The 14,598-nt window shown below is 70.5% G+C and carries 13 protein-coding genes; 5 read left to right on the forward strand and 8 right to left on the reverse strand.

All coding sequences use genetic code 11. The features are described 5' to 3' along the window. Positions 1–117 precede the first annotated feature (117 nt). Together ACYQ5L_RS31790 and ACYQ5L_RS31795 are read left to right on the forward strand one after the other, a co-directional pair. Complete coding sequence (locus ACYQ5L_RS31790; RefSeq protein WP_459963607.1) at positions 118–924, forward strand: carbon-nitrogen hydrolase family protein; 807 nt, start codon at positions 118–120, stop codon at positions 922–924. 129 nt (positions 925–1,053) lie between these two features. Continuing rightward, positions 1,054–1,686 carry a phosphoribosyltransferase gene (locus ACYQ5L_RS31795; RefSeq protein WP_459961885.1) on the forward strand — a complete coding sequence of 211 codons (633 nt, stop codon included), beginning with the start codon at positions 1,054–1,056 and terminating at the stop codon, positions 1,684–1,686. On the opposite strand, the gene ACYQ5L_RS31800 is transcribed toward ACYQ5L_RS31795, so the two are convergent. After that, positions 1,670–2,197, reverse strand: a complete 528-nt coding sequence (locus tag ACYQ5L_RS31800) for a gamma carbonic anhydrase family protein (protein ID WP_459961886.1) — start codon at positions 2,195–2,197, stop codon at positions 1,670–1,672. The two genes, ACYQ5L_RS31795 and ACYQ5L_RS31800, sit on opposite strands and share 17 nt — an antisense overlap. Positions 2,198–2,250: 53 nt before the next feature. Beyond that, a complete protein-coding gene (locus tag ACYQ5L_RS31805) occupies positions 2,251–3,072 on the reverse strand; it encodes an alpha/beta hydrolase (protein ID WP_459961887.1) in 822 nt (273 codons plus the stop codon). Between the two features lie 371 nt (positions 3,073–3,443). Between ACYQ5L_RS31805 and ACYQ5L_RS31810 the strand changes: the two genes are divergently transcribed. Next, a complete protein-coding gene (locus tag ACYQ5L_RS31810; RefSeq protein WP_459961888.1) occupies positions 3,444–7,247 on the forward strand; it encodes a bifunctional RecB family nuclease/DEAD/DEAH box helicase in 3,804 nt (1,267 codons plus the stop codon). 37 nt (positions 7,248–7,284) lie between these two features. Here the strand turns inward: ACYQ5L_RS31810 and ACYQ5L_RS31815 are convergent, their stop codons facing one another. Beyond that, positions 7,285–8,460 (reverse strand): amino acid deaminase/aldolase, encoded by a 1,176-nt coding sequence (locus ACYQ5L_RS31815; protein WP_459961889.1) that lies wholly within the window; start codon positions 8,458–8,460, stop codon positions 7,285–7,287. Between the two features lie 76 nt (positions 8,461–8,536). Further along, positions 8,537–9,016, reverse strand: coding sequence for a TetR family transcriptional regulator (locus ACYQ5L_RS31820; RefSeq protein WP_245721567.1), 480 nt, complete (start codon positions 9,014–9,016; stop codon positions 8,537–8,539). A gap of 358 nt (positions 9,017–9,374) precedes the next feature. Here ACYQ5L_RS31820 and ACYQ5L_RS31825 point away from each other — a divergent pair, with 358 nt between their 5' ends. Continuing rightward, complete coding sequence (locus ACYQ5L_RS31825; protein ID WP_459961890.1) at positions 9,375–10,109, forward strand: tyrosine-protein phosphatase; 735 nt, start codon at positions 9,375–9,377, stop codon at positions 10,107–10,109. 27 nt (positions 10,110–10,136) lie between these two features. On the opposite strand, the gene ACYQ5L_RS31830 is transcribed toward ACYQ5L_RS31825, so the two are convergent. Next, positions 10,137–11,375 (reverse strand): class I adenylate-forming enzyme family protein, encoded by a 1,239-nt coding sequence (locus tag ACYQ5L_RS31830; RefSeq protein WP_459961891.1) that lies wholly within the window; start codon positions 11,373–11,375, stop codon positions 10,137–10,139. Positions 11,376–11,491: 116 nt separating this feature from the next. Beyond that, positions 11,492–12,286: an enoyl-CoA hydratase/isomerase family protein gene (locus tag ACYQ5L_RS31835; RefSeq protein ID WP_459961892.1), complete on the reverse strand. Its 795-nt coding sequence runs from the start codon at positions 12,284–12,286 to the stop codon at positions 11,492–11,494. A 40-nt stretch (positions 12,287–12,326) separates the two neighbouring features. Here ACYQ5L_RS31835 and ACYQ5L_RS31840 point away from each other — a divergent pair, with 40 nt between their 5' ends. Further along, positions 12,327–13,310, forward strand: a complete 984-nt coding sequence (locus tag ACYQ5L_RS31840) for a glutathione S-transferase family protein (protein ID WP_459961893.1) — start codon at positions 12,327–12,329, stop codon at positions 13,308–13,310. Here the strand turns inward: ACYQ5L_RS31840 and ACYQ5L_RS31845 are convergent. Together ACYQ5L_RS31845 and ACYQ5L_RS31850 are read right to left on the reverse strand one after the other, a co-directional pair. Continuing rightward, positions 13,307–13,720, reverse strand: coding sequence for a VOC family protein (locus ACYQ5L_RS31845; protein WP_459961894.1), 414 nt, complete (start codon positions 13,718–13,720; stop codon positions 13,307–13,309). The two genes, ACYQ5L_RS31840 and ACYQ5L_RS31845, sit on opposite strands and share 4 nt — an antisense overlap. A gap of 4 nt (positions 13,721–13,724) precedes the next feature. Continuing rightward, complete coding sequence (locus ACYQ5L_RS31850) at positions 13,725–14,561, reverse strand: helix-turn-helix domain-containing protein (RefSeq protein WP_459961895.1); 837 nt, start codon at positions 14,559–14,561, stop codon at positions 13,725–13,727. Positions 14,562–14,598: the final 37 nt, after the last annotated feature.

Consider the following 14,598-nt stretch of genomic DNA (forward strand, 5'->3'; position numbering starts at 1 on the left):
AACTACGTGACCGGCCACCTCCCCACCACCGAATCGGGCAGCTCGGGCGGGATGACGGCAGCCGTCGCCGAACCGGCCGCCGCACCGAGCACACCCGCGGCGACCGCCCCCGGCGGTGTGGTGGATATCGCGGTGGTGCAATTCGGACCGGGCACCGATACCGTGGCCAATCTCACCGCCCTGCGCGAGGAAGTTCGCGCCGCCGCCGAACTCGGCGCCAAGGTGGTCATCGCCCCCGAGTACGCCATGTTCGCCGTGCGCCGCCTGGACGAGCGCGCGGTGGCCGCCGCCGAACCGCTGACCGGACCGTTCGTGACCGGATTGCGGGGCATCGCAGCCGAATTCGGCGTGCACCTGGTGGCGGGCGTGGTCGAGGCGCCCGGCGGTGAGCAGCCCGCCGACCGCGCCTACAACACCCTCGTCGCCGCCTCCCCCGAGGCCGAATTCGCCGCGATCTACCGCAAGGTGCATCTCTACGACGCCTTCGGCGCGCGCGAATCCGATGTCCTGCTGCCCGGCCCCCTGGATCCGCCGCAGACCTTCACCGTCGACGGCGTCGTATTCGGCATGCAGACCTGCTTCGACCTCCGCTTCCCGGAGGGCTGCCGCCGCGTCGCCGCCGCCGGCGCCCAGGTGCTGCTGCTGCCCGCGCAGTGGATTCCGGGCCCCGCCAAGGTCGATCAGTGGACGACGCTGCTGCGCGCCCGCGCCATCGAGAACACCGTCTTCGTGGCCGCCGCCGACCAGTGCGCCCCGCTGGGCGCGGGCGCGTCCATGATCGTCGGCCCTAATGGCGCGATCCTCGCCGAACTCGGCGATCAGGCCGGCATCGCCACCGCCCGCGTCGACATCGCGCACCTGGACGAGGTCCGCACCGCGAACCCCAGCCTGTCCCTGCGCCGCTTCACCATCCACGCCGGCTGACAAGATCACCGGGAACTGGTGGCGGCGTTTCCCGAGTAGCGTCCGCCACCAGTTCCCGGTCGATGGCGTTTCACTCTCGCGCTCTCGGTGAGACCCGGCGTGCAGCGGGGACAACTACACTGAACAGCAATGATCTACCAGGATCGGGGGGCCGCGGGGCGCGCGCTGGGTGAGGTGCTCGAGCACCTGCGCGCGGCGGATCCCCTGGTGCTCGGGCTGCCGCGGGGCGGGGTTCCGGTGGCGGCGGCGGTGCGGGCGGCGATCGGCGGGGATCTGGATGTGCTGCTGGTCCGCAAACTCGGCGTGCCCTGGCAGCCGGAGCTGGCCATGGGGGCGATCGGCGAGGACGGGGTGCGGGTGCTCAATGACGATGTGGTGCGCCATACCGGGGTGACGCCGGAGCAGATCGCCGCGGTCGAGGGGCTGGAGCGCACCGAACTCGAACGCCGCCGCCAGTTTCTGCGAGCGGCGGCGCCCGCCATACCGTTGAAGGACCGCGTCGCGGTGATCGTCGACGACGGCATGGCCACCGGCGCGACGGTCGCGGTGGCCTGCGAGATCGCCCGGCTGCACGAACCGCGCCGGGTGGTGGTGGCGGTGCCGGTGTCCTCCGCCGAAGCGCTGCACCGCATTCGGGCGGTCGCCGACGAGGTGATCTGCCCGCTGGTGCCGCGCTTCCTCGGCGGGGTGGGCGGAGCCTACAACGACTTCCACCAGCTCAGCGATGACGAGGTCGTGGACCTGCTCACCGAATCTCGGTGATGCCCTTCAGATGTCGCTGCGCCAGCTCGGCGTAGTAACTCGGGTTGATCTTCACCCACATCTCGGCCGGGGTGCCCGCGATCTCCCTCTTCACCCGGGCGGGCGAACCGGCGGCCAGCACATTGTCGGGGATCTCCGCGCCCGGCGGGACCAGGGAGTGCGCGGCGATCATGGTGCCGCTGCCGATCTTGGCCATGTCCAGGACCGTGCTGCCGTTGCCCACAATGGATTCCGCGCCGAGGGTGGCGCCGTGGAAGACCACCGAGTGCGCGATGGTGGATCCCCGGCCGATCTCCACCGGGACGTCCTCCGGCACGTGGATCACGGCATTGTCCTGCACATTCGAGCGCTCGCGCAGGATGATCGGGGCCAGGTCCGCGCGCAGCACCGCGCCGTACCAGACCGAGGCGCCGGCCTCGACCCGGACATCGCCGATGAGCGTGGCGGTGGGTGCGATGAAGGCGGTGGGATCGACGGCGGGCCGTTTGCCTTCGAATTCGTAGAGTGGCACGCCTGCCACGGTAAACCCTTGCCGCTCCTAACGGTTCGGATTCCCGGCCAGGGTCAGCGCGGTGCGACGCGGGCCAGCACCCAGTCCGAGATATCGGCGGTGACCTGGGCGTGCACCGGTTCGTGCAGCAGATCGTGCCCCGCGTCGGGGTACTCGCGGAAGTCGCCGGACACCCGGCGCGACCATTCGCGCACCGGGGCGATCGGAGCGCGGCGGTCATCGGCCCCGTGCACGATCAGAATCGGAATCGATTCCAGTGGTGTGGATTCGGGCCGGTCGCCAGCCGGAGTCGATGCGGTCCGCGAGCGTGGCTCGTCCCGATCGGGCGGGCGGCGGGCAACAGCCGCGCCCTGCGCTACCGCCGCGTCCCGCGCGACAGCCGCATCCCGAGCGACAGCCGCGCCCCGCCCTACAGCCGCACCCCGCGCAGAAACCGCGCCGCGGGCGGACCGCGGTGATTCCCCGAGCGGGACCGCCTTGGGAGTGCCGCAGAGGATCAGGCCGGACAGCGGCGGCACCGCGCCTGCCGCAGCGGCCACCTCGGGTGTGAGCGCCGCCACCGCGGTCGCGGCGCCCAGGGAATGCCCCATGAGGAACAGCGGGGCGCCGGCGGGGATCAGGTCCAGGAATGCGCGTGCGTCAGCGGACAATTCGGGCAAAGTGCCCGGACGTTCGGCATCGCCCTCACTGAGTCCGTGGCCCGAGGTGTCCAGGGTCCACAGCTCGATCCGCTCGGCGCCCAGGGCCCGGGCGAAGCGGTGATAGTGGCCGCTGTGCTGGCCGATTCCCGGCAGCAGGGCGATGACCGCGGCCGGATTCCCGACCGGCCAGCGGCGGTGGTGCAGCCGCCCGCGGGGGCCATCGAAGTACGGCATCCGGCGATTCTCGCAAACCCTCCGGCCGCCGTCCGCACCGCGCCCGGGCCGTGCGACACGCCGAAATGGTCGATGGGGTTTCACCGGTCCGGCCGGTCGGGCGGCACCGGCTCGGCAATAATGTGACCACGAGTCGTGTTGTCTCCCAACATCGCCCGCAAAACCAGGGCTGACGTGCGGATGCGCGAGCGTGAGCCGGGCCACCCCGCGGCCCACCTGGCGGCACACCATTGCCGCACCAGTCATTACGCTGTTGCGCGACTCGGTCGTCGCGCGCCGCGCGGCGCGGCCGTCGCGGAGGGTGCGGCGCAGCACGCAAGAACGCGTGTCCGGGTGCGGGGTGTCAGCGGAGAGGCACAGGAGGGCCGCGATTGATTCTGTTCGGTGATCGTGTCGTGTGCAGCACCGGAGACCTGGTGTCGGCGGCGCGTTGTGAGTTCGCGCTGCTGCGCGCGCTCGACGCCGAACTGGGACTGGTGGCACCGGTCGCACCGGCGGCCGGTGCGTTTCCGCGCGCCTGCGATCCGGCGGCGGAGCACAAGCTGGCGGATCTGCGCGACCGGTACGGCAGCGGCGTGGTGCGGGTGCGCGTGCCCGAGGAGCTCGATCCGGCGGAAACCGCTGCGGCCCTGGCCGCCGCGCACGAGCGCACCCGCGCCGCCCTGGACGCCCGCGCCGACGCGGTCGCCGGCGCGGTGCTCTTCGACGGCCGGTTCGCCGCGCGCTGCGATTTCCTGCTGCTGGACAGCACACCCGAAACCCACGACTACCTGCCCGCCGCGGTGGCCACCCGCCGCACCGCCGTGACCGCCCTGCTGACCCTGGCTGCCGCCGCGGACGCGCTGCGGCACAACGACTTCCGCACCGCACCGCACGCCCGCCTGTGGCTGGACGGCGTGCCCGCCACGCATCCCCTCGCCGATATCGCCGTCATCTACCAGGCGCGCCGGCGCAGACTCGAGCACATCCTGGACGCCAAACTCGGTGAGCTACTGCCCGTGCAGTGGGGCGACCGCCGCTTCCTCGCCTGCGGCAGCTGCCCCGCCTGCACCGCCGAACTGGAGGCCCGCCGCGATCTGCTCCTCATCGCCGGCATGCGCCCCGCCACCCGCGCCCAACTCCGCGACGCCCGCATCACCACCGTGGACCGCCTCGCCGAGGCCGACGCCACCGTCACCGGCATCCCCGCACCCACCTTCGCCACCCTGCGCCGCCAGGCCGAACTCCAATTGCACCGCGAACGCACCGGCCACCCCACCCACACCCTCATCGACGCCGCCGCCCTCGCCGCCCTGGCCGCCCCCACCCCCGGCGACCTCTTCGTCAGCGTCCGCACCCCCGACGCCACCGACCACCGGAACACCACCGCCGCAGGCGATCTCATCGTCAGCATCCGATCCCACAGCGCCGTCTTCGACAGCGCCGCCACCGCACCCCGCCTCGACGCCGCCACCGGATCGAGCATCGCCACCGCTGAATCGTCGGCAGCAGCGACCGAAGCAATCGAAGCCACCGCGGTCGAACCCGAGCCGACAACGGGCGGATCCCCCGTGCAGGCCGATGGCCGATCCGAGCCCGACACCGGTCACCACGACTCGGCCGCCGCCCGCGACGCCGCCGGGGCAGAACCCCGCATGACCGAGTCCGACGGGGCCGTACTGGACGCGGCTGCGTCCGAAATGGACGCGCGCGAGGCCGAGCTCGACGCGATCGGGGCCGCGCTGGACACCGTCGCGGCCGAATTCCGCGCGGCCGGGGCCGAATTCCGCGCGGCCGGGGCCGAATTCCACGCCGCCGGGGCCGAATTCCACGCCGCCGGGGCCGAACTCGATGCGGCCGAGACTGCGCCTCAGCGGGTCGATATTCCGCTGGATCCGGCTGATCCGGCGGATGCGCCGGTCGTCTTCATGATTCGGGTGGATGAGACCGGCGTGCAGGCGAATTCCGGCGCGGCTCGGGGTGGCGCGGCGGCGGGCGATGACGGGTGGGCGCTGCTGGAGTTCCTGGCGCAGCGGCAGCGGGCGTTTCCGGGGATGCGGATTCACCACTATCGCGGAGGATTACGGCCGCTGCTGAGCGGGCTGGGTGAGCGGCATGCCGACGGTGAGGACATGGTCGCCGAGGTGCTGCCGGCGCTGGTGGATCTGTATCCGGTGGTGCGGGCGGCCCTGATGGTCGGGGAGCGGTCCTACGATCTGCATCAGCTGCCGCCGAATCGGAGCGAGGCCGGGAGCGGGCCGGAAGCCGTGGTGCGGCTGCGGGATTGGCTGTTGCGGCTGGCCGGGGAGCACGGCGTGCGGCCGGCGCGGCGGATGTCCTACGACTATTGGGAGACCGGGCCCGATGAGGTGGAGGCGGCCTTGCGGGCCTTCGCCGAAACCGGGCAGCGGGATCACTGGTGCCAGGCGCAGGTGGCGGCGGCGTACATGGCGGCGGCGCTGGGGTATCACCGGCGCGAGGGGCGGCCGCTGCGGTGGGCGCACGACGATCGGCTGGATCATCCGGTCGAGGAGTGGGCGGACACCCCGGGCGTGCTGGTCGCCGACTGGGGTGCGGTGGACACCAAGTGGCACAGCACCGGTCATCGGCCCATGCGGCGGTACCTGACCCTCACCGGACGGCTCGGCACCGGCAACGCGCCGCCGCCGGGCACCCGGGTGCTCACGCTGTACGACCGTCCGGTGCAGGGCATGACGGCCGCGCCCGGACAGCGCGCCGTCGCACGCGCCACCGTCCTCGGCTGTTCGCTCGACGCCAATTTCGAGGACGTGGTCCGGGTGGTGGAACTGCTGCCCGACGGCTGCGAACCCTATGACGACCTGCCCGCCGCCATCGCGCCCTGCCCGCCGGGACGCCCGGAACTGCTCGCGGACGCCCTGGACGACACCGCACACCAGCTGCTGGTGACGCTGCCGCAGGTGCCCGAGACCGCCGTCTTCGACCTGCTCTGCCGCCGCCCGCCCCGCCTGCGCTCCGCGGACGCGCTGCCGGAGGTGTTCGGCGATCACGCCGCCGCCGTCACCGCCGCCATCCTCGATCTCGAGAACTCCTATGTCGCGGTGCAGGGCCCGCCCGGCACCGGCAAGACCGACACCACCGCCCGCGTGGTGGAAAGGCTTGTCACCCGGTACAAGTGGCGCGTCGGCGTGGTCGCCCGCTCACACGCGGTGGTGGAGCACGTCCTCGACGCCGTGGTGCAGGTGGGCGTACTGCCCGAACTCGTCGCCAAGGCCGACGCCCAGGCCGTCGCCCCGGAATGGCTGCCCATCGAGGCGTCGAGGTATCCGCGCTTCCTCGACAATGCGGTCAACGGCTGTGTGGTGGGCGGACTTTCGAACGATTTCGCCGATGCCGAGCGCATCGCGCGCGCCGGCCTGGATCTGCTGGTCATCGCCGACGCCGGCAAGTTCCCGCTGGCCGAGGCGGTCGCGGTCGCGGTGTGCGCCCGGAATCTGCTGCTGGTGGGCGATCCCGCCCCGGCCACCGGTCGGGGCGTGCATCCGGAACCGGTGGGCGAGTCGGCGCTGGGCCGCCTGGTCGGCCCGCATCGCACCCTGCCCGCCGCCTACGGCTATTTCCTGGATCGCACCTGGCGCATGCATCCGCGCATGAGCGGCCCGGTGTCCCGGCTGCGCTACGACAATCGCCTGCGCTCCAATGAAACAGTCACCCTGGCACGGGAACTCGACGGCGTCCCGCCGGGCGTGCGCACCGTGACCGTCGAACATCACGGCAACAGCACCGAATCCGCGGAGGAGGCCCGCGAGATCGTGCGCCAGGTCCGCACCCTGCTCGGCCTGCCCTGGCAGACCGGCGCCGTCACCCGCCGCCTGCACCCGCACGACATCCTGGTCGTCGCCCCCTATCACGCCCAGGTGGCGCGCATCCGAACCCTGTTGTCCCGGGCCAGGATCGAAGACGTGCTCGTCGGCACCGCCGACCATTTCCAGGGCCGCGAGGCCGCCGTGGTGCTGGTCTCCATGACCACCTCCGCCCCCGAGGACGCCCCGCACGGCATCGGCACGCTGCTGTCGCGGCACTGGCTGACCAGCGCGATCTCGCGCGCCATGTGGGCGGCCGTCATCGTCCGCTCACCGCTGCTCACCGAATACCTGCCCGCGACCATGGCGGAGGTCTCCGACCTGGCGGCGGTGCTCCAGCTGGACCGGGTCTAGAAACGAAGCGGCGGAACCACTTTCTGTAGAAGCACTGTCAGCCGAAGCACTGTCCTTCGCCGCGGTAGGTCGGCGCCGGCGTGCGCTTGCCGTCGGCATCCACCAGCTGCACCTGCGTGAAGCGCTCGCACAGCTCCCCCGCCTTGGCATGCCGGAACCACACGCGGTCGCCGATGTGCAGACCGTTGGAACCGGTCAGCGGCGTCTGCACCTCACCCGCGCCCTCGGTGCCGATGAGCCCCAATCCCAAGGGCCACACCGGTTTCGGCACCCGCGAGGCGCCCGCCGGCCCCGAGGCGATGTAGCCGCCGGAGAACACCGTGGCGATCCCCTCCGCCGGACGCCGCAGCACCGGCAGGGCGAAGTACATGGACGGCCGCGGCGCGAGATTGCGGTAACCGTCGAAAAGCGTTGGCAGATACAGTCCGGACCCCGCGGTCACCTCGGTGACGTCCGGATCGGAGATGCTCACCTCGATGGACCCGGTGCCGCCGCTATTGACGATCTCGAGCTCCCCGACCTCGTTGCGCACCGCGTCCAGCACCCGCCGGCGGCGGCGCAGAATCTCCGTCGCCGAGGCCTTCTTCACCAGGCGCACAGCGGGATTCGTATCGGGCAGCCCCGCGATCTGCGCCTCGTAGGTCATGACGCCGACCACATTGAAGCCCCGCCGCTTGGCCGCCCCGGCCAAGCGCGCGGCCTGCTCGGGCGAGCGGATGGGCGAGCGCCGCACCCCGAGGTGCAGCGGCCCGATGCGCAGCGAGGCATCCACATCGATGCACACCCGCACCGCGGCCTTGTCCCCCACTGCGGCCCGGATCAGATCCAGCTGATCGGTGTCGTCGATCATGAGGGTGATGGAGTCCAGCAGCACCGGATCGGCGGCCAGTTCGGCCAGCGCGGCCCGGTCGGCGGTCGGATAGCCGAGCAGCACATCGCGTGCGCCGTGGCGGACCAGCCAAATGGCTTCGGGCAGTGCGTAACCCATAATGCCCGCGAACCCGCCGGAGGCGGTGAGGTCGCTGCCGAGCACCTCTTCGAGCACCGCGCGGCAGCGCACGGACTTGCTGGCCACCCGGATCGGCACCCCGCGCGCGCGGCGCACCAGATCGGCGGCATTCGCACGCAGGGCGGCGAGATCGACGACGGCCAGTGGCGCGTCGAGTTCGGCGGTGGCCGCGTGCAGCCCGGCAATCGGCGACGGATCGGTCACTCGATCATTCGACCATGAAACTGGTCAAACGTCCAGCAATTGCCGGGGATCAGTTCAGAGGTCCACGACCAGAAGCTCAGAGATCCACGGCCTTGGTCGACAGGTACTGCACCAGATCGTCCAGGACCACCAGCGACGTCTCGTCGTCGCAGTCGGCCAGCCAGCGCAGCACCATGCCCTGGATCACCGCGACCAGGTAGGCGGCAATGGCATCGCAGGGTTCCAGCCACTGGGTGCCGGAGCGCTGCGCGCACAGCTGCAGGAACTCGGTGACCGCGGCGTCCAGCCCGCGGAAGGTCGCCGACGCCTCCGGGTCCGGTATGCACATGGTCTGGTTCTCCCACCGCCGGCGCAGCGCGACCAGGGTGGCTTCATAGGCTTGGATCTGCCGATCCGGCGCCGACTTCAAGATCGGCCAGAGCGTGCTCACTCCCGCATGCAGCAGGATTCGCAGCGCACGATTGCCGGTGAAATCGAGAGATGCGGCCGCTTTCTCGATGGCCTCGATCATGGCCGGACGCAGCCCGACCTGGACGATTTCTCCACTTGCGTTCAACGACGACTCCCTAGGCGAAAGAACTCGCGCACATGCCCGCGCGGCTCGCTCAACGGGCTGTGATCAGCACTGATCCCCAAGTGAGACCTGGGCGCACCCGTTCAACAGGTATCGATGCTACGTCGTTTTCTTGCTCCACGACCAGCTTTGATAGCTGTTTTCGTACCCTAGGATTGTTTTGTTACCTAATCGGGACTTGCCCGCGATCGAATGGGAATCGTCGAAATTCTTCGATCGCCTGGTAAACGCACCATTAGGACCGATTGGTATTTTATGGACATTGTTCAACGTAAAGATAGTGGATGTGCGGCAACCCACACGCAAGGAGGGTTGCCCGGTCAACCGCTAGCCTGAGCGGGTGACTGCTGCGCGCCCCGACCAATTCCGCATCTCCGGCACGTTCAACTTCCGCGATGTGGGCGGCGCCCGCACCATCGGCGGCGCCACGGTCCGCGAGGGGATCCTGCTCCGCTCCGCCCAGCTCAGCAGGCTCGACGACACCGGACGCGACACGCTGCTCGGGCTCGGGGTCACCGATGTGCACGATCTGCGCGGGCCCGCCGAGATCGACTTCATCGGCCACGACGCACTGCCCGGCGCGGTGCGGTTGCACATCACGCCGTTCGACGCCGCCATGGGCGAGACCCCGCCGCACGAGGCGCGCCGCCACTCCTCGGCGCACGGCCACATGCTGGAGGTGTACCGGGAGTTCCCGGCCAAGCCCGAGGCGCACGCCGCCATCAAGCGGCTGGCCGACTCGGTGCTCGGCGGCACCGCGCTGGTGCACTGTGCGGCCGGCAAGGACCGCACCGGCTGGGCGGTGGCCACCCTGCTGCGCGCGGTGGACGTCCTCGAGGACGACGTCTACGCCGACTACCTGCTCAGCAATGACGCGGTGCCGACATTGCGCGCCTTCATGACCGCGGACATGAACGAGGAACTCTCCGACGACCTGCTCGGCGTGAAGCCGGAGTACCTGGCCTCGGCCACCGCCTCCATGCAGGACATGTACGGCGGCATCGACGGCTATCTCACCGAGATCGGCATCGCGCCCGAGGATCGCGCGGCCCTGCGCGTGCGCCTGCTCGACTGAACCGCGCCCGTCGCGCCGGGCACCGCCTCAGTCGACCAGGGCGCGACGGACCAGACCGTCCGGATCGATGCTGACCTGGTTGCCGGTGTGGAACCACGGTCCGGTGAAGCGGGACTCGGTGGTCTGCGGATCGTTCCAGTACCGGCGGCTCACATTCGGCCCGCGGCAGAGCAATTCGCCGTGGCCGGTGGCCGCCTCCGGGCCCCAGAGCGCCAATTCGGTGCCGCCGAAGGCGAATCCGAGAATGTCGCGCGCGGCCGCACCGTCCTCGCGGGCCAGGCCGATGCCGCTGGTCTCGGTCGCGCCCCAGACCGACCACTGCCGGGCCTCCGGGAAGACCTCGCGTAGCGTGTCGGCCACGGATTCGGCGGTATTCGGATCGGCCGCGGCCAGCTCGGTGCGATGCCCGGCGCTGCACACCTGGCGCACCCGCTCCATCCGGAGGCCCGCCAGCTCCGGCAGCAGTCCGGCGAAGATGCGCGGCGTCGCCGACACCATATCGATGCGTTCGGCGACAAGGGTTTCCGGAACGGCGGCCCGATCGGGCGCGAGCACCACGGTGCCGCCGACGGCGAAGGTCGGCAGCAGCTGATCCACACAGCCGCTGGCGTGCGCGAGCGGCAGCAGCACCAGATTGCGCAGGCCCTCGGTGGGCAGATCCAGCGCGCCGACCACGGATCGGATGGCCGACAGCAGGTTCTCATTGGTGAGCTCCACCCCGCGCGGGCCGCCCCCCGGACCCGGGCTGGTGTAGCAGAGCAGCGCCAGCTCGCTCAGCGAGGCGCCGTCGTCGATGAAGGCCGCCGCATCGGGCAGCGCCTCCCGATACCCGGCCGCGCTGCCGCCGCCGTCGAGGATGTAGTCGGCGCAGGCATCGCGGATCACGCGCTCCGCCACCGCATCCGGCAGTCCGTCGTGGACCAGCACCGGGACCGCGCCGGAGAGCAGGGCGCCCAGGAAGGCCTGCACCCAGCGCGCGCCCACCGGCATGCGCACCGCGACCCGGTCGCCGTAGCCGATGCCGTGCTCCTGCAACCCGCCCGCGATCCGCGAGGCCGAGTACCAGAGCTCGCGATAGGTGAGGCGGGGGCCGCCGATCTCGACCACCGCCTCCCGCGCGGAGAAGGTGTGCACCTGGATGTCCAGCAGCTCGGTGAGCGCCGGGGTCAGGTTGCCGTAGCGCAGGATGCCGTCCGCGCCACGCGCAAGAGGGTTGTCGCACCGGGCATTTCGCGTGTGCGGGTATTCCACCAGTATTTGCGACATACAGTCCCTCCGAGTGCCCTCGAGCCCTGCCAGGCACCAGTGACTATATGATGCACATCACATCTGTGGGCGGATTGTCGGCAAACGTAGTGGAGTCCTTACGGGGCGGAAACAGGTCAGCGCCCCGTGTAGGTAGCTTTCCCCGGACCGGCTTCCAGGAAACTCCGCACCGCATTCCGCAGGTCCTCGGTACCGAAGAGTTGCCCGGAGACCTGCGGCGTCACCGAATCCGCGTGCGCCACACCGCCGGAACGCCAGGCGCCGATGATCTCCTTGGTGGCGGCGTGCGCGCGTGTCGGGCCATCGGCGAGTCGCGCTAGCAGGGCGCGCGCCGCGGTGTCGACATCCTCGTGCACGGCATTGACCACGCCCCAGTCGGCGAGGGTGGCGGCGTCGTACAGATCACCGGTCATGACGAATTCGCGGGCGCGGCCGGATCCCGCGCGCTCGGCGAGCCGCTGCGGGCCGCCCATCGACGGGGTCAGGCCGACAACGGTTTCCACCAGACCGAACTTGGCCTTGGGCGCGGCCAGGATGATGTCGCAGGCCAGCGCGATCTCGAAGGCGGCGGTCAGGGCGAGGCCGTGCGCGGCGAACACGACCGGGCACGGCAGCGCCTCGAGCGGGTGAATGATGCGCGCGAACAGGGTCTGCCACAACTGGGCGCCCTCCGCGGTCGACAGGCCGTCGAAGACATGCACGTCCACCCCGCCGGAGACCAGCTTGCCGTCGGCTCGCACCAGCAGCGCGCGCGGCGGCTCGGCGGCGAGCTCCTCGATATCGACGGCGAGGGCCTCGAGCAGCGCCTTGTCGAAGAGGTTCAGCGGCGGATGGTCGATGGTCAGCACCGCGGCTCGCGCACCCCCCTCGGTGGCGATGTACTCCAGGCGGGTGGGCTTCGTCTCAGTCATGCGCCCGAATCTACGATACGGGTCTGCCAGTATGGGTGACGTGACCACCTCTGCATCGGAGTCCGGCAGCTACGTCGAACCGGGCGAGTTCAAACGGGATACGAACTACATCACCACCCGCATTACCGCCGATGGCCGGGACGGGTACCCGGTCGAGCCGGGCCGGTATCGCCTGGTAGCGGCCAGGGCCTGCCCGTGGGCCAACCGGACGCTGATCGTGCGGCGGCTGCTCGGGCTGGAATCGGCGCTGTCGCTGGGGCTGTGCGGGCCCACGCACGACAAGCGCAGCTGGACATTCGATCTGGATCCGGGCGGGGTGGATCCGGTACTGGGCATTCACTTTCTGCGGGATGCCTACTTCAAGCGGTATCCGGACTATCCGCGCGGGATCACGGTGCCCGCCATTGTGGACGTGCCGACCGGTCAGGTGGTCACCAATGACTACGCGCAGATGACCCTCGACTTCTCCACCGAGTGGACCGAATTCCATCGGCCCGGCGCGCCGCAGCTGTACCCGGAGGACCTGCGCGCCGAGATCGACACGGTGAACCGGCGGGTGTACACCGAGGTCAACAATGGCGTGTACCGGTGCGGGTTCGCCGGCGATCAGCAGGCGTACGAGACCGCCTACGATCGGCTCTTCACCGCGCTGGACTGGCTCTCGGAGCGGCTGGCCGGGCAGCGATACCTGGTGGGCGACACCATTACCGAGGCCGATGTGCGGCTGTTCACCACGCTGGTGCGCTTCGACGCCGTCTACCACGGGCACTTCAAGTGCAATCGGCAGAAGCTGACCGAGCTACCCGTGCTGTGGGGTTACGCGCGCGACCTGTACCAGACCCCCGGTTTCGGGGACACGATCGACTTCGAGCAGATCAAGCAGCACTACTACATCGTGCACACCGACATCAATCCCACCCGGATCGTGCCCAAGGGACCCGACCTGGCCAACTGGCTCACACCGCACGGCCGGGAATCCCTGGGCGGCAGTCCATTCGGCGACGGAACTCCCCCGCCGGTCTAGCGCTCAGCACCCGCGTAGGTCCCGAAGCTCCAGTAGACGCCTTCGGGATCACGGCAGACGAAATCGCGGGATTCGTAGTCGATCTGGTCGGTGAGCTCGCGGATCATGGTCGCGCCCGCGGCCTTCGCCCGGGCGTAGAGGGCATCGGGATCGTCCACGACGATGTAGACGGAGCCGACGCCGGTCGGCAGATCCTTCAGCGCCGAACCCTCCCGCGCCGAACCGAGCATGAGGGCGCCCCCGCCCGGCCAGGCGAGTTCGGCGTGATCGACCCGCTCCCCTTCCCCGTAGCAGGCGATGGTTTCGAAGCCGAAGGCCTGCTCCAGGAAGCGGATGGCGGCGCGGGCGTCACGGTAGGACAGCGTCGGCCACACCACGGCGGCCCGGACTGAGGTTGTCGAATCGGTCATGCGCCTAGCGTGCGTGCCCGGCGGGCAGTTGGTCTTGGACGAATGGGAACACCTCGCGCTCGCGCCATACCGACGGCGGCATCCCGGCCAGCTCGCGCCACTCCCGCGCCATGTGCGCCTGGTCGTAGTACCCGGTCAGCGCCGCGATCTCGGCGAGGGACGGCGGGTCGGGCCTGCGCAGCAACCGGTGCGAGCGCTCGAAGCGGGCGATGCGGACCGCGTCCTTGGGCGTGACCCCGAATTCGGCGCTGAACCGGTTGGCCAGATGCCGGCGGCTCCACCCGATCTCCTCGGCCACCGCCGCCACCCGCACCGTCGGATCCGGCCCGGACAGCAGCGTCCAGGCGTGCGACAGCTCCGGATCCCACGGCACCGGATGGATGCGGCGCAGCAGGATCTCGTCCAGGATGGCGAAGCGCCGCGGCCAGCTCGCCACGGCCGCCAGCCGCTCCCGCAACTCCCCCGCCGGCCCCAGCACCTCCCCCAGTTCCACGATCCACGAGCCCAGCGCCGCCGTGGGCACCCCGAACAGCGCCCGGCAGCCCAGCGGCGTCAGATCCAGCTGGATACCGTGCTGATATCCGTTGTGCGCGATCACTGCCGGGCGCACGGTGAGCCCGCTGGCCAGCATGCTCCAGGTGCCGCCCGCCTGCTCCGGATGCGAGGAGACCGGCACCTGGATCGGCTCGTCGATGGTGATGATCACGGTCAGCGCCCGCGCGGGCATCCCCACATGGATCCCCGGCTCGAACCCGCGCAACAGATAACCCTCATACCCGAGGACATACGCCCGCAAGCGCGGATCCGGCAACCCGCTCGCGCCCTCCGACACACCGGTCACCAACTCACCGTAAGCGCCCCACCCCGGGCGCGGCGAA

It is taken from the genome of Nocardia sp. IFM 10818, from assembly GCF_054655275.1.